The 14917-nt window shown below is 55.8% G+C and carries 13 protein-coding genes and 1 pseudogene; 6 read left to right on the forward strand and 8 right to left on the reverse strand.

All coding sequences use genetic code 11. The features are described 5' to 3' along the window. Entirely contained in the window at positions 1–456 is a 456-nt protein-coding gene (locus tag So717_RS18040; protein WP_159979928.1) for a hypothetical protein, read from the reverse strand. Between the two features lie 3 nt (positions 457–459). Further along, complete coding sequence (locus So717_RS18045) at positions 460–1548, reverse strand: isopenicillin N synthase family dioxygenase (RefSeq protein ID WP_159979930.1); 1089 nt, start codon at positions 1546–1548, stop codon at positions 460–462. A gap of 253 nt (positions 1549–1801) precedes the next feature. On the opposite strand from So717_RS18045, the gene So717_RS18050 reads away from it, so the two are divergent. Genes So717_RS18050 through So717_RS18070 form a run of 5 tightly spaced genes read left to right on the forward strand, consistent with a single transcriptional unit; the run spans position 1802 to position 6342 of the window. Further along, the gene (locus tag So717_RS18050; RefSeq protein ID WP_159979932.1) at positions 1802–2863 is read left to right on the forward strand and encodes an ABC transporter substrate-binding protein; all 1062 of its coding nucleotides are present in this window, start codon (positions 1802–1804) and stop codon (positions 2861–2863) included. Between the two features lie 5 nt (positions 2864–2868). After that, complete coding sequence (locus So717_RS18055) at positions 2869–3936, forward strand: ABC transporter ATP-binding protein (RefSeq protein ID WP_238841049.1); 1068 nt, start codon at positions 2869–2871, stop codon at positions 3934–3936. After that, positions 3933–4919, forward strand: a complete 987-nt coding sequence (locus So717_RS18060; protein ID WP_159979934.1) for an ABC transporter permease — start codon at positions 3933–3935, stop codon at positions 4917–4919. The genes So717_RS18055 and So717_RS18060 overlap by 4 nt, the downstream gene beginning before the upstream one ends. Continuing rightward, entirely contained in the window at positions 4916–5713 is a 798-nt protein-coding gene (locus tag So717_RS18065; protein ID WP_159979936.1) for an ABC transporter permease, read from the forward strand. The genes So717_RS18060 and So717_RS18065 overlap by 4 nt, the downstream gene beginning before the upstream one ends. Before the next feature lie 11 nt (positions 5714–5724). Further along, the gene (locus tag So717_RS18070; protein ID WP_159979938.1) at positions 5725–6342 is read left to right on the forward strand and encodes a cysteine hydrolase family protein; all 618 of its coding nucleotides are present in this window, start codon (positions 5725–5727) and stop codon (positions 6340–6342) included. Positions 6343–6542: 200 nt separating this feature from the next. On the opposite strand, the gene So717_RS22555 is transcribed toward So717_RS18070, so the two are convergent. Then, entirely contained in the window at positions 6543–6668 is a 126-nt protein-coding gene (locus So717_RS22555) for a hypothetical protein (RefSeq protein ID WP_275113680.1), read from the reverse strand. Between So717_RS22555 and So717_RS18075 the strand changes: the two genes are divergently transcribed. Beyond that, the gene (locus tag So717_RS18075; protein WP_159979940.1) at positions 6669–7070 is read left to right on the forward strand and encodes a hypothetical protein; all 402 of its coding nucleotides are present in this window, start codon (positions 6669–6671) and stop codon (positions 7068–7070) included. 619 nt (positions 7071–7689) lie between these two features. On the opposite strand, the gene So717_RS18080 is transcribed toward So717_RS18075, so the two are convergent. From So717_RS18080 to So717_RS22560, 5 genes and pseudogenes are all read right to left on the reverse strand, one after another. Then, positions 7690–10197 carry a putative bifunctional diguanylate cyclase/phosphodiesterase gene (locus So717_RS18080; protein WP_159979942.1) on the reverse strand — a complete coding sequence of 836 codons (2508 nt, stop codon included), beginning with the start codon at positions 10195–10197 and terminating at the stop codon, positions 7690–7692. A 325-nt stretch (positions 10198–10522) separates the two neighbouring features. Next, positions 10523–11746 carry an alpha/beta fold hydrolase gene (locus So717_RS18085; RefSeq protein ID WP_159979944.1) on the reverse strand — a complete coding sequence of 408 codons (1224 nt, stop codon included), beginning with the start codon at positions 11744–11746 and terminating at the stop codon, positions 10523–10525. A gap of 508 nt (positions 11747–12254) precedes the next feature. Beyond that, the gene (locus tag So717_RS18090; protein ID WP_159979946.1) at positions 12255–13181 is read right to left on the reverse strand and encodes a VPLPA-CTERM sorting domain-containing protein; all 927 of its coding nucleotides are present in this window, start codon (positions 13179–13181) and stop codon (positions 12255–12257) included. Between the two features lie 774 nt (positions 13182–13955). After that, a pseudogene (locus tag So717_RS22675) lies at positions 13956–14539 on the reverse strand (LOG family protein). Beyond that, positions 14536–14664 (reverse strand): hypothetical protein, encoded by a 129-nt coding sequence (locus So717_RS22560; protein ID WP_275113681.1) that lies wholly within the window; start codon positions 14662–14664, stop codon positions 14536–14538. Before So717_RS22560 ends, So717_RS22675 begins: the two are co-directional and overlap by 4 nt. Positions 14665–14917 lie beyond the last annotated feature (253 nt).

Below are 14917 nucleotides of genomic sequence, written 5' to 3' on the forward strand. Positions count from 1 at the left end.
TTAGGCCAATTCAGGGCTGGTGGTCCAGGTGAGTGCGATGCCCGGCGGCAGGTTTTGCGCCAACCATCCCGCAAGGGCGGATTTGACCGTGCGGGCAACCGCGGCCCGGTTAGGGATGTCGCAAAGCCACAGCGCAGCCTCGGCCGCCCCGCGCTCGCCGATGTTTGGATAGACGTAGAAACATCCCGTGTAAGTGCTCGCGCCGTCGCGCAAGATCCAGGAAAACGAGCGGCGGGAGATAAACTCACGATCGTGCCACGCCAGATCAATCAGGTTTTCGTCCCGGGTAAGCCCCTCGGGCCAGGAGCCAAAGAAGTCGCCAAACAGGTGCGCGGTGGCCAACACTGCCTCAAAGTCTTCATCGACGTGGTCCGGCGTTAGCGGCGCGAGCGTCCAGTCGCCAAGGGCGAACTGACGCGGCCAGGAGACCTGAACAAAGTCGGGATGCGGTTGCACGGGCTACTCCGCCGGTTCTTTGGCGTCGCGTTTGAAGGGATTTTCCTCAGGTACATCGTAGTCAGGCGTAAAGACCCCGTGCGCCTGCGCATCATGCATATAGCGGAATGCGTTGATCGACATCCGCATCAGGTGATCGCCCGCTTTGATCGGGGGATATTTGGCAACAGTCTCGGGCGTACGGAACTTTTCCAGCGGCTCAATCACCGCATGATAATCGAGCCCGAAAAAGAGCGGCATGGAATACCGCTCTTTGCCGGTGTTGATGACCCGGTGCTGGGTCGATTTGAACTGACCGCCGGACCAGGTCTCAAAGATGTCACCAATGTTGACAATGAACGTGCCGGGAATGGGCGGCGCTTCGATCCACACATCATCCGCGTTCATCACTTGCAGACCCGGCGCACCCTGCAACAGGATGGTAAAGCACTCAAAATCCGAATGCTCAGAAATGCCGGTGATATCCTTGGTCTGCGGCATGTCGTTCTCAATATACCGCAACAGGCGCAACTGAGATGTGGGGCAGGTGATATGCCGGGTCAGCTCTTCGGTGGGCACGCCCAGTTCCAGCGCCAGCGCATCAAGAAGGCGCAGGCCGAGGTTAAAGATCGCGTCGTAGTAGCTGGATACTGTCTCGCGCCAACCTGGGATGTCGGGCCAGACATTTGGCCCCGTCATGCGCCAACCCGCGAGGTAGTCCGGGTGATCGGCAGGCGCCTCATAGGACATGTCCCACGCCTCGTTAAAATTGATGATCTTGGGAAAGCAACTGCCGTTTTCCTCAAAAGGGACATAACCGCGGTGGTTCGTCGTGAAACCGGACCATGTCTTCATCTTAAAGCTGCGCGGCTTTTCATGGAACTCTTTGGAGGCGGCAAAGGTGGCGTCGATCATCTCCTGGGGAACGCCGTGGCCGGTGATGTAGAAAAAACCTGACGTGCGGGCCGCCTCGCCCAGCCCTCGGGCCACTGTTGCCTTGTCTTGGGCGTCATCGGTAAAGAGCCCGCTGAGATCAACCACAGGCAAGGTTGCATCGTCCACAGTGCGCGCCGTGAGTTCCTCGTCGCTGTCAGATATTGCCACGTCAGCCATGTGTCATCCTTTTGTTCGTACACGGATCAGCCTGCATCAAAGGCGGCGATTCCGACTCGACCGCGTCTAAGAATGCCCCTTGGATCCGACGAAATGCCTGCAATTTCAGCATTCCCTGTCACGTTTGGCGACATTTCGGTCGCTTCGATTGACCGAACGGACCCTGATCGCGGTTGCTTTGTGCACAACACAGCGCGTCGGCCTTCTCCTCTCGACCGGCGCCAATCGGGAGTAAAGCAAAAACATGGCACATATGAACAGACGTACGGTGCTCAAATCCGGTGTCGCAGGTCTTGCCGCCTCCACACTGGCCACACCCCTCATCGCCAAGAGCCGTTCGGTGCGGATCGGCTCTTATGGCGGATACTTCGAAAACAGTTTTAAGGAATTCGTCTATCCTGAGTTCACCAAAGCGACGGGCATCACGGTCGAAAGCGTCACACAGCCGAACTCGTCTGACTGGTTGGTGACAATGCAGCAGGCGCTGGTCGCCGGCGGTATGCCGACGGATATCTCGCTCTATGCGCGCGACACGATGATCAAAGCCAGCCGTATTGGCGACATCATTGCCCCGCTGGATCTGACCAAGATCAAAGGCGCCAGCAACCTTGACAGCTATTTTGTCTTTGAGGGCAAGGGCGGCCCACAAGGTGTGGGCGCGATGTCGTGGTTCTCGGCCATGGTCTATAACCCAAACGAAGTTAAGACACCGGCAAGCTGGGCAGATTTCTGGGACACCAACCTCTTTGAGGCGTCGCTGGGACTGGGCAGGGTCTACAACGCGGGCCTTCTGGACTTTACCGCGGCGACGTTCTTTGACGGCGAAGAAACGTTGATGTCGGATGAGGGCGTGATGGCGGTCATCGAAAAGATTGCCGAGCTGAAACCCAACGTTGCCCTGTGGTGGACCGCAGAAAGCCAGATGGAACAGTCGATGAAAAACGGCGATGTGGTTGCGGGGCAGTACTATCTGGACGTGGCCAACCTGATGGCGCTGGATGGCCACTCGATCAAGCCGACCTTCCCCAAAGAGGGTAACTTGCAGGACTACGGCTCGTGGTGTTTGACCGCAGGGTCCGACAAGGCGGATGAGGCGGCGGAATTCATGAACTTTTCTTCGGATCCGGCGGTCCAGGCGTTGATGAGCCGCAAAATCGGCACAGCGCCGCTGGTGGACAAGTCCAAGACCGACCTCACTGATGACGAATTCAACTTTGTCTCCGGCGCGCCTGCGATCAAGCCCGCATATGAGGCCTATCTCGACAATGAGACCTTCATCAAGGAAAGCTGGGATAAGATGCTGGCCGGTGCCTGAGGCGCATGATGCTGGGTCTGTCCCTAAAAGGTGTGTCCAAGTCCTTTGGGCACATCACCGCTGTTGAACCCACTGACCTGAGCTTTCCCAAGGGCGAGCTGACCGCGCTGTTGGGCCCGTCGGGTTGTGGTAAGACCACGCTTTTGCGCATGATTGCCGGGCTTGAGGCACCGACACGCGGCACGATCCTTTTGGGCGGCGAGGACATCACCACCCATCCGGCGCACAAGCGCAAGTTCGGCATGGTGTTCCAGAGCTTCGCGCTGTTTCCGCATTATTCCGTGCGTGAAAACGTGGCCTATTCGCTGGTGATCGGCGGCATGGGCAAAGCGGCGGCTTGTAAAAAGGCCAATGCGCTGCTGGAGACGGTGCAACTGGGCGGCTTTGGCGACCGACGCATCGGTGAGCTGTCGGGTGGGCAGCGCCAAAGGGTCGCCATCGCCCGCGCATTGGCCCAAGAGCCGGAGGTGTTTTTGCTCGACGAGCCGATGTCCGCGCTCGACGCCAAGCTGCGGGAAGAGATGCAGGTCGAGCTGCGCCTTCTGCAACAGCGCCTTGGCATCACGACCATCGTTGTGACCCATGACCAGCGCGAAGCGATGACCATGGCGGATCAGATTGTAGTTATGTCAAACGGACGGATCGAACAGATCGCACCGCCACAAGAGATCTACCACCAGCCCGCCAACACTTTTGTTGCAGATTTCATCGGCAAAGCAAATTTCTTTGACGGTATCGTCGTTGAGGGCGGCGTGACCGTGGGTGACACCCATCTGACCACGCAGGCAAACTTTCAAAGCGGCAGCCCGGTCCAGATTGCCATCCGCCCCGAACGTGCGGCCATGGATGACGAGGGCGGTGCAAACCGCGTGGCGGCCAAGGTGATGTTTGTGCGCGACCTCGGCCCATTGCGCGAATACCACCTGCAATCCGACATTGGCCCGATGATCGTGGAATACGCGGTGGGTGAAACAGGCCCGACGCTGAGCACTGGGGACGCCACAACTGTCCGTCTGCCGCCTGAGGCGATCCAGGTCTTTCCCCGCGCCGCACCAAAGAGCCAGGCCGCATGACGGTTGCAGATGACATCCCGCTGGCCAAGCCAGCCCGCGCAGGCAAAGCCACGCAGCCATTCCCGATACGGCGGGTCGTGCCCGGTGTTTTGACGACCTTGATTGTGGTTTTCTGTGTAGCTCCCTTTCTCTTGGTGCTCGCAATTTCCTTTGGTCGCAAAGTGGACGGGGCGGCATGGGTCTGGGATCTTACATTCGAGAATTACCAACGGTTTTTTGTGGGCGTGCTCTGGCCTGATGAGATCACGTTGCTCTACCTGCAACAGCTCTATTATTCGTTCTATTTCGCCGTCATCGCCTCGCTCTTGGCGGTTCTAACAGCACTGCCGTTCACCTTGCTGCTGACGCGTCTGAAACGGTCGACGCAAGCTATGTGGCTGGTCTTTATCCTGTCGTCCCTCGCTATGTCCGAGGTCTTTATCGTCATGGGATGGGACATCCTTTTGTCGAACAACTCCGGCCTGCCCAAGCTCTTTCGCGAGACCGGGCTGACGGCCTGGCTCAAGGACGTGGGGTGGTTTCAGACTCTGCGGGACTGGGGACTTGCCAACCCGCGAAACGTTAAGTTCAAGACCTCGGATTTCGCGACGGTCCTAACCATGAGCTACTTGGTCTGGCCTTATGCAGTGATCCTGCTGTATCCGGCCTTGTCGCGTCTTGATCCGTCGTTGGCAGAGGCTGCGCGCACCATGGGGGCCGGGCGCTGGACCGTGACACGCACGGTCACGCTGCCATCGATCCGCTTGCCGCTGTTGGGAACGACCTTGCTGCTCTTTGTGTTCCTGTTGGGCACCTACGTGGCGGTCACGGTCTTCGCCGCTCCCGAAAAACACACGACGGCCGTTGCGATCTATTCGAACGTGCGCGGCGCCAACCTGAATGCACCGTTTGGCGCGACCCAAGCTATCATGCTCCTGATCGCGGCCAGCACGTGTTTGAGCCTGGGTCATCTGTTGAACCGCAAAGCAGAGGGTGCCAGATGAGGGTCTTCGGCATGCTCTATATGGGGCTTGTGGCCCTGGTGCTGGCCCTGCCAATCGTGGTTGTTTGCGGCGCAGCGCTGAACTCTGGGCGCAGCATGTTTTTTCCGCCAGTCGATCCCACCTTCGAGCGCTTTGGTGAATTCTTTGTCTCCGAACCCGTCTGGACCGTAGCACTTTGGAATTCAGTGATCGTGGCGACGTCTGCGGCCAGTTTGGCGGTGCTGATGGCGTGGCCCATCGCCTATATGCTCTGGTCCACGGGTTCCAACATTTCCAAAACACTCGCCGGGCTTGGGTCCTTGCCTTTTGCGGTGCCGCCAATCGTTTTTGGCGTAGGGTTGGGGTTTTTCTGGGCCTTTACTGGCGGCCTGGGAGAGATTTGGGCCGGGATCATTAGCCACGCGATCCTGCTTCTGGCGCTGCCTTTGGTGACGATCTCTATCGGGCTGCAATCCATTGACCGGTCCCTCCTCGACGCAGCCGCCACGATGGGGGCCACGGATCAGGTTGCGTTTCGCACCGTGGTTCTGCCGCAAACGGTGCCCTACACCATCTCCGGCTTTTTCTTTGTGCTGGTGTTGTCGTTTAACGAGTTCATCGTGATTTTCTTTGTCTCAGCGTCGTCTTATGCAACAGTCACGCTTCAGATCTTCAACTCCCTGCGCAATGGCTACACCCCAACCATGGCTGTCGCCGCAATCACCTTTCTAGCCGTTTCTATTCTGGTCTTTTCAGCAGTTGCCCGCTGGGGCGATCTGCCGCGTCTGATGGGCGCGGATCAAACCCGCAAATAAGGATCCATCTGATGCCCCGCCAACCCACGATCGTTGGGCAACCCGTGCTCTTGGTCATCGACATTCAAAAAGGCGCGTTTCTCGATCGCACCGATGCTGGCATCCCGACGATGCCCGCCTATCGCGAGAATCTCGAACGCGCGCGCAGCGTTGTTGACGCCGCGCATGACGCACACATCCCGGTGATCTTTTTCCAAGAGATCCACCGCCGCAACAAAATCGACTATGGCCGCGAATTGGATGGCACCGAAGACATTCATTGCCTCGAAGGTGAACCGGGCACGCCGGTCGCAGTCGAGGAAATGGGCATGCGTCCAACCGACTATTTTGTGCACAAACGGCGCTATTCAGTGTTCTTTGGCACCGAGACCGAGATACTGCTAAAAGGGCTCAAGGCGCAAACCTTGATCATCGTGGGCTGCATGACGGACGTTTGTGTGCACTACAGTTTTGTCGATGGCCACCAGCACGACTATTATTGCCGCGTGATCGGGGACTGTGTCGGCGGTACGTCGCCCGAAGCGCATCAAGCGTCCTTGAACGCGATGGAGTATCTGCAAGAAGGTGCCGTGTTAACCGCCAGCGAGATCATTGCAGAGATTGGCGCACAAAATCTGGCAGCAGAGTGATCACTGAAAGCGATATCCAAGGACATTGGGTCAGACGCTGGATCAAAGCGCCCGGTTTCGAAGATCATGACACACGTGTACATTGGATGCAGGCGGGTGCGATCTACGCCGATGTGCGCATTCCCCAAGACCGGCCGGATCTCAGCCATGACACCAGTCTTTCTGACTGTTCGGCGCAACAGCTTCACACACTGGCATGTTCAGAAGGGTTTGCCGGTCACGTCACTTTGGATGGCCAGAACTGCACGTGGCATCGCCACATCAACTGGCATGGCACGCCAGATGGTCTCGACATTGGGGCCATCAGCTTTGATGAGGCTGGGCACATGTTGGAGCGTGGCGTGCTCGCGGATTACACTGAGCTTTGGGTGCAGAATGCACAAAGCACGAGTCAAGTGTTGCGTTTCCACGGCGCAGACTATCACGGCGTTCTGGTCTCTTGCGGGGCTATGGGCGTTTTGGCAGTCGGACGACAGGACAAGCCCGCTTCAAGGCCTTTGGTCGCAGCGCTTGCGGCGGGACAGATACCAGATGGCATCGGCGTGCTTTTTGACGGACTTCACGCTCTTTGCGACATCGACGGGAATACCGTGATCGCAAGTTCGGCCACTGATCCGCGCACCGAAGGTATGCCCGTTTTGTCGATCAACGAAGATGGCGTGACCTGGCACGCGAAGCAATTTGAAAGTATGGAAAAACGGGTCAAGATGTTCTGGAGCCAACATTAATCAAGGGGCAAGCGCGGCATCTGTGGGAGGCTCCGAAAAACTCTACATCCTTTGAGTGTAAAACGTCTTCGATTGGAAACACTGGTTGTGTTGGCGCCGACCATTGTTTGAATCGTCGCAAGCTAGAAACAGCGACTTTTTAAGCCAACGTCTAATGCTTAGAACGACGAGTTTTTGGTAAATTCCTCTACGAATGGCAGCTAGTCGTGCTACTTTACACTGTCAAGATTTGTGCGTGCGAAGCAAAGCACCCATTGCGCGCGCCTGTAGCGAAATCTCACGACTTCCGCTGTAGGCTCGCAGTTAGATTTCGCCGCTAGTTGTGTGAACTACGGCTCCTGATCTGCCAACGGTCGCGCATCGCGCGACAAGTCACGATATCAAGGGCCTGGCCTGAACGCCTGATGACCGGTCCTGGTCAGCGTGCCGCACCGGCACTGCCGCGTCAGCAAGGGTCCGTTCAGAGCCCATGCCAGCAGATTCTCCACGCTGCTCGAATGTCTACAATCGGAAAATCACCGTACTATCGCAGCCTATTGTGCCGCACTATCTCGTGTATGGCGATAGTCGCGTTGTCCGTAGTCGAAAGTCGCAGGAAAGAGAATATTGAAACCCGGCTTCATACAGACCTTGCAAGAAACCCACTTTCCAGAAAACCTACTACGTCTTCAGCGCATATCGGTTTGGCAAATAGATATCCCTGGCCAAAATGACAGCCTAGCTCCGCCAGTTTGTGTCGTTGCTCTTCCGTTTCTACACCTTCTGCGACAACACTGGCATTCAAGCCCTTAGCGACGTGTAGAAATCCTGAAATAATAACCTCTGAACTGTGATCTGAAAACAGTTTTGCTACGAAACTCTTATCGATTTTGACTTCGTCAAAACTGTATTCCTGTAAATGTCGGAAAGAGCCATACCCGGTTCCAAAGTCATCCATCGAAAGCGAAACGCCAGCAGCAGAGAAGCTTTGCAGAGACGAACGGATCGCTTGGGCGGAGCGGTCTAAGAGAGCGTTTTCCGTGACCTCAACAGTAATCCAGGAAACGAGGTCTTCGTTATTCTTGAAAAGATCCAAATAGCCGTCACGTGTTTCGCGAGAGGCCAAACTACTCTCCGAGACATTCATAGAGAAGCGAGGCTTTAATGTTCCCTGTTCATGCACATGTCGCATCACCTGTATCGTGCGCCCTGCTATCAGGATGTCCAGCTCCGCCTGAGAGCCGAAATACTCAACAACATCCAAAAACTCAGCCGGTGTAGAGACTTCACCGTTTGGGCGACGCCACCTTGCGAGAGCTTCAAAACCTGTAACTTCGCCCGTATTCAGATTGATTTGCGGTTGAAACACAGGGAAGATCGCGCCGTTTTCCAGCGCAGTTACGACGTCCCTTCGGGCTTCGTTTCCGTAGCGTCGGGTTTGAAGTGAGCTTCCGTAGATTTCAAAGTTCTTGTGAGGATTGTTCTTAGCCGTGAACATCGCCACGTCTGCGCGTGCAAACATGTCTTGTGGATGCAGAACCGCATCGTCATGGATGGCGACTCCGATGCTCACGCCGACAAAGAGTTCTTTGCCTGCGAAGGCGATTGGTGCGGATACAATATCTTGCAATCGGTCAGCGAGAAAGGACAGATGCTCGGGGGAAGCTGCATTGCGAACGACGAAGCCGTACTCATCGCCTCCCAGACGCCAGAGCTCTGACTTGTCAGGCGCAAAGTTTTTAAGCCGCTCGGCGACTTCTTGTAACACTTTATCCCCAGCGCCGTGGCCAAAGGCATCGTTTATCGGCTTGAACTCGTCCAAGTCGATGTACACAAAAGCGTCCCCATCGTTGAAGGGCATCTGGGTGTCGACAGACAGCCTTTCCTCCATGTCTCGCCTGTTTGGTAGTTTGGTGAGGTGATCTGTTCTGGCGTCCTTCTCCGCAATCTGAGTTTGAAGAAGTTCTTCGCGGAATTTCTCGACGACGTTGTGCAGTGACTTGATTTCGGTCAGCCTAAGACTGACCGGCTTTTTATTGCTGACGTTCAGATCACCTGATGCCAATCTGGACAACACACCTGTTGTGTAAAGAATTGGCAACACGAGGTGCCTTCGAAGTGTCGCGATAATCCAGATCAACGATACAAGGGCAGCTGTTGAAGCAAGCGATGTTGACCAGAACGTTTTCAAAGAGGCGGCTTGCCGGTCACTCCAATACGTCTGGATATCCTGCCCGGAAACAGAAGCGACCTCCGAGATGGCAGCAAGTGCGGTAGATGACAGGTCAAAGAACGCGTCATAGGAAGGGATTTGCGCAAAATCCTCGGTGTCGAATGCCGTGTCTATTTGCGACAGGAGCAGCGTATGCCGTTTATAATAGGCGGCATCGGCACGAACGTAGGCCTTGAAAATTGAGCTCTCGGGATCGAGTCGTTGCGCGACATTTCGCAGTGTGTCCCATGTCTGACTACCGAGCCTCAGATGTTCTTGGGTTATACTCTTTTTGGGTTCGGGTATCGCGCGTAGTTGCATGGTCGCGATGACGTAAGGGGTCCGTACGCGGCCAGCGAATTCTCGGGCTTGCCACGCGAGATGCTGCAATTGAAAGGCATCATACGAGTTCGCACTAATTTGGCTGGTTGGTATTTCCAAGGATGCGCGTATTGCAGCTGTTTGGTCAATGATAGCAATCAACTGTTTAATGAAAGGCTCGCAATTTTGATCGCAAATACCGGTTGTCAAAAATGCTGCATCGATGTCTTGACGTGTCTTTGTCAACGCTATCTGCATCTTTTTCGCCTGCCGTTTGAAAGACTCTAAGCGCAAGTCAAGAGTGTCGAAATTTTGACTAATTTCGGAGAAGGCGGCAGAAAAGTGCTGATCAACAATACGCCGTTGTGTCTCCAGGCTTTGTGTGAAGATCGACCGATTTTCGAGCTCAACGGCAAATGCGACTTGCGATAAGCTTCGTTCTAGGGAAAGTGCCACTTGACCATCTATCCAAGAGGCCGTCGCTCGCGCCACTGAAGCGCTTCGTTTGTCTTGCGTATGCTCGTTCCATGAAGCATAAGAAATACTAATCAACAAGGCGATCAATGGCGCACTCAATAATACTAGTGCGACGAATAAAAATTGCTGGATTTTCACAACCGAACTCCCGGCTCCTCACTAAAGTGGTAGCAATAGCAAGAACGTGCTAATGCAAACAAAAAATGTGATCTTTTTCAGCTTCTTTTTTTGTCAAAGAGTCGCATTATTTTTTGAAAATCTTATTTAATTTGATAACAAATTCAGGTGTTTGCCGCAGAGTTCGTCTTGTCATGCTTGATTGAGGTACTGCTGCCGGAATGATGCTGAAACTCGGCAAGCCCACGACAAGTGACATTCGCTCTCGCTGTTCTCGTACTCGACTGGCTTTAAAACCTGATCTTCGGAAGAAAAGGTCAGGTCGACGGCGACCTTTTCACTTCATTCATGCGCGCGAGCACCAAAAGGTCTCGTTCTCAAGCAGATCGAGCCACAGCTCCGGACGTGCATGGACCAGCGTGTGGCCGGTTCGTGGAACGGGGACAACTGTCCCTCCGACATGGCTGGCCAGACTATTGACCTTCGAGAGGGGAGCACTGGCATCGTCCTCACCATGCAGGAATGTAACCGGCACGGACAGATCACAGAGCGTCCCGTGCCAAGCGGTTCCCGCGAGCGCAGCATCAAAAAAGAAACCGTCGGGCCCTTGAATTGTATGCCACCCGTGCCCCCGCCAGAACTGCTCTGAAACCCTTGGGTCTTTGCAAGCGGCGGTGTCTGCCTGTGACCCAGCGAAGACGATGCTTCCAAATGCCTCGGGACCGCCTTCCAAAAGCCGCTCGCCGCCCAAGCGTGCAAGTGCTTTTCCTGCCCGCATCGAAATCCGGCTCAGAACAGGGAAAACGCGCTGTTGCTGGGGAATTGCCATGAGATCCGACAAGTTTGGCATCGGTGGAAGACAGGAGATAATCAAAACTCGCTCAATCCGCTCGGGCGCCATCGCTGCCAAGGTCAACGCGCCGGCCGCGCCGATATCGTAGGAAATCAGATCAGTTTTCCGTATTCCTGCGCTATCGAGAACGGACAGAGCCTGTTGCGCCGCTACCTCTGGACCTGTTCTCCAGTTCGATCCGGTTTCAGGCGTGCGTCCGTGGTTCGGGCGCCCCGGCGCGATCACGAAGCGCGACGCCAGGCGGTCGCGTGCGCGTGCAACGAACCGGCAGCCGCCTAAACAACCGTGCATAAACAAAAGCGGCTTGCCGTCAGGAGACCCGTCGCACAAAACCTCGACCGGCCATTGCGCCCCATGCCACACTCTGGCTTCGCCACTGCGGACCACGGCTGAAACTGGCGCACCGACAGAAGGGTGGGCGTTCAGCCCATAGATGATATGCGCGAATTCCAAGACATTGGACACGTTTGTCTTTTGGAAAATGGCTTTGACCTGGCTTCGTATTGTCTCGGTCGAGCGCCCCCGGATTTCAGCGATCACCTTTGCACGCAACCCTTCGAACAGGGCGCGGGCAACCTCGGTTTCTGTTTCGCTTAGCAAGAAGTCCCGTCGCAGGGCTTCGCCAATCTCAGGACGCCAGAACGTAATCAACGCACGGGCTAGAACACCCGTCTCCGTCCGTTTGATCCCTACAAGCGCAGTGCGCTCCTCGGGCAAGATGCGGGCGGATATCAACCGCTCGGGGCCACCATCTGCGACAACCGTCTCGAAGGTGGTCCGCCCTGCGGTATTCAGCAAAGCCATGAGATCCTCACCAGGGCTGAGAATGAGCCCATCGGCAGCTGCCGCAGTCATCCGGGCAACGCGGCCATTGGGCCGGACGACGAATGGAATGATCTCTGCACCACGCCAACCATCAACCGCGAGCTCAAGCCTTGAGACGAGCGCGTCGAAAGACGCGGTCATCCTATCCAACCCAGCCTTGTCTCCTTGCTCTGCTAACTCAGCAACTTTTGGAAGGAGATCATCGAACGAGGTTACATCGAAGGGCGCGGCTGGCGCTTGCTCCGGAAGGTCGCTCAAGCTTTGATACCCTTTCGGAGATGTTCTCGAAGGCCCACGTGTCTAGAAAATCACGCCCGAGTATACACGCCGAATTCCACCCAGTTGTCAAATAGTGAGACGGCGACGCCCTTGCTTCTCCGACTGGATCCGGCCTTCGCAACTAGCGCGTCATTGATGTCTGGCGCCGCAACCACGTGAGACTGGCAAGCCCGGCGAGCATCAACCAGCCGCCAGCAGGAAGTGGTATCGGCGCGGGCGTTCCAGGGCCGCTTGGGCGGCCCGTCGCGTCGGCTAGGAAGTTGTTGTTGGAAGCTACGAGGTTCAGGCCTGACGAGGTCCTGAAGTCCAGATAGCCCGTGTTTGTGAAATCAGCGTTTGTGCGACCCTCGTTGCTGCCGGCGGTGGAGCCGACGAAGAACGAAATACCGAACTCGAACGTTTGTCCGTCCACAAGATCGAATGACAGCTCTCTGAGCTCTGCAAAACTGTTGTTCTGTTGATATGTCAGAATTTCTCTGGTGCTGTTGAAGGTGCCTCTATCGCCAATGAAGGTCTGGCTTGCACCGGATCGATCCTGCTTGGTGACGATCCGGTTGCCGTCGCGAATATCGGCGGTTAGCTCGACATCAGCTCTGCTGCCCGCATTGTACCCGCGTCGGCTGTTTTCGGTGCCTGCGTTAAAGAACGCGCCATCATAGTCAAACTGGAACGTCGCCGTTCCAGATCCTCGCGCGACGAAGCTCTCGGTCAGAGTGACTTTGATGTTGCCGCCAGCGCGGGATGCGTCGGACAAGCCTCTGTCCAGCGACGCGAAGCTTCCGAGCCGGAAAACGCCGGTGCGCGAATCAACAAAGTAGTTCGATGTGCCCTCACCGCGGCCGAGCGCCGCTGCATCTTGTCCGCGGGCGAAACCATCGATTTCACGGGATAGTCGAGTTTCCGAGCTTTCCTGGCGCACACCGCTCAGTCCGTTGTCCACGACTGAGACAAGTCCGGTAACGTCCAAAGTCGCGGCAAAGCCTGCCGCAGGTGTGAACAAGATCGCTGACAAAAAAACGCACGGCTTCCACATAAGTACCTCTTCCACAAATTCTTCAAACCAAAGGCGTTTAGCAAAGCGCCACGCCCTCAATCCTTCACACATCCGCGTGAAAAGACATCACCCTACGGGGTGAAAGACTGATCGTTGATGATGTTGCTCCGACAAGTTTGGTCGTTGTGGTTTCATGCTCCGTCTAAGATGGCCTTCACCCTTCAGATCGATCGGCAACTGTTACCAAATCTAGGGCCGTGTTGACAAAAGAGACACACGCATCAGCCATTGGTGTTCTTTGCTGTCCTGTGGCGGAGCAGAGGCTTAAGCCGACAGCAGCGACCAGCGGCCGGGGATTTGGGCGGCCATAACGCGTTCTCCCAACGGCACTACCTCTGTGCCGTCGTACAGCAATGCTCCAAATGCAAAGCTATCCCCGCTCACGTCGGCGAGGGTCTCAAAGCCGCCGTATTCTGATGTGCGCGGAGTCGCAGATGCCTTGATCTAAGGGCTGGCTATCATCCTGTCGTCGAGCTCAAGAACGATATTCACGTCTCGCATCATCGCAAATTCCACCGAAGCACTTTCGGAGTTGTCTTCAGAATTTGCAAGTGTGCGTTGACCTGAAGAACCGGAAGGAGCCAGGACAACACCAGGAAGACGTTCGGTTTGGCATATGTCGCGAAAGCAGCTATTTCTGAGCGATTTTTGCCATCTCATCTAAACCGTGCTTTCGCCGCCGCTCAATCCGACACCTCAGAGCGCGGGACGGAGCACTCTTTCGCTGCTTTCATTCCAATGACCGCATTTGTCGCCTCGGAGTTATATCTATCGCGCGTATCCCTTTTCGGCGGGATGCTCGTAGGCCGCAAATCGCGTCAGCACTGAGCTGATATCCGTTTCGAAGATTAGCATGTCGCGGTGCTTCTCCGAAAGGAAGCCGCGCGCGACCATTCGATCAATCATCGTCAGAAGCGGATCGAAGAAACCAGCGACGTTCAGAAGCGCAATCGGTTTTCGGTGATACCCGATCTGCCCCCAAGTCCATTGTTCAAAGAACTCTTCCATCGTGCCCGTTCCGCCCGGCCGTACAATAAAGGCATCCGACATATCAGCCATTTTTATTTTCGTTCGTGCATATCTAAAACGATCATCAGTTCCGTCAGATCTGGATGTGCAATTTCCTTATCGACCAACTCTTTGGGCATAACGCCGATGACCTGCCCACCGTGGCTTAGACATGCATCCGCGACCGCACCCATAAGCCCGACCCGTCCTCCGCCGTAGACGACCGTGCGGTTTTGATATCCAAGCTGCGCGCCAACCAGGCCGGCCTCGGACGCGAAGTCATGCCCGTTGCCTGTGACAGACCCGCAAAAGACACCAACAGTGCGGATTGGGTGGCGTGTCATACCAATCCCGCCGATTTTGCAAAGGGATCACGGGTTGAATCCTTATGCCATTGATATTCAGTACCCAAGGCGACCCTGTCGGCGGCGGCCATGCCATAAAGGTCAGCGATGACGGCGAGGGACATATCCATTCCTGCGGAAACCCCGGAGGAGGTGAAGAACTTCCCATCCTCGACCCATCGCGCCTCTCTGACCCATTCCACATTTGGGGCCAAATGCACGGTGTCCTTGAAATCAAGTTTATTGGTGGTTGAGCGATGTCGAAAACAACACAGCCCCGGATGAGGGGCCTCCTCTGGCGAGGACAAAGACGCCGGAAGCTGAGCTTTTGGAAGAGTTCGGGGGTGAGCTGCCGGAGGGCGAGATCACCGAAGAAGA

Origin of the sequence: Roseobacter cerasinus (genome assembly GCF_009811755.1) — a bacterium.
Classification (GTDB): Bacteria; Pseudomonadota; Alphaproteobacteria; order Rhodobacterales; family Rhodobacteraceae; genus Roseobacter; species Roseobacter cerasinus.

Bases quoted from the DNA above. Each gene is read 5' to 3' on its own strand.
- So717_RS18045 (WP_159979930.1), bottom strand. From the start codon at position 1,548: ATGGCTGACGTGGCAATATCTGACAGCGACGAGGAACTCACGGCGCGC.
- So717_RS18050 (WP_159979932.1), top strand. From the start codon at position 1,802: ATGAACAGACGTACGGTGCTCAAATCCGGTGTCGCAGGTCTTGCCGCC.
- So717_RS18055 (WP_238841049.1), top strand. From the start codon at position 2,869: ATGATGCTGGGTCTGTCCCTAAAAGGTGTGTCCAAGTCCTTTGGGCAC.
- So717_RS18060 (WP_159979934.1), top strand. From the start codon at position 3,933: ATGACGGTTGCAGATGACATCCCGCTGGCCAAGCCAGCCCGCGCAGGC.
- So717_RS18065 (WP_159979936.1), top strand. From the start codon at position 4,916: ATGAGGGTCTTCGGCATGCTCTATATGGGGCTTGTGGCCCTGGTGCTG.
- So717_RS18070 (WP_159979938.1), top strand. From the start codon at position 5,725: ATGCCCCGCCAACCCACGATCGTTGGGCAACCCGTGCTCTTGGTCATC.
- So717_RS18075 (WP_159979940.1), top strand. From the start codon at position 6,669: ATGTTGGAGCGTGGCGTGCTCGCGGATTACACTGAGCTTTGGGTGCAG.
- So717_RS22560 (WP_275113681.1), bottom strand. From the start codon at position 14,664: ATGTCCCTCGCCGTCATCGCTGACCTTTATGGCATGGCCGCCGCCGAC.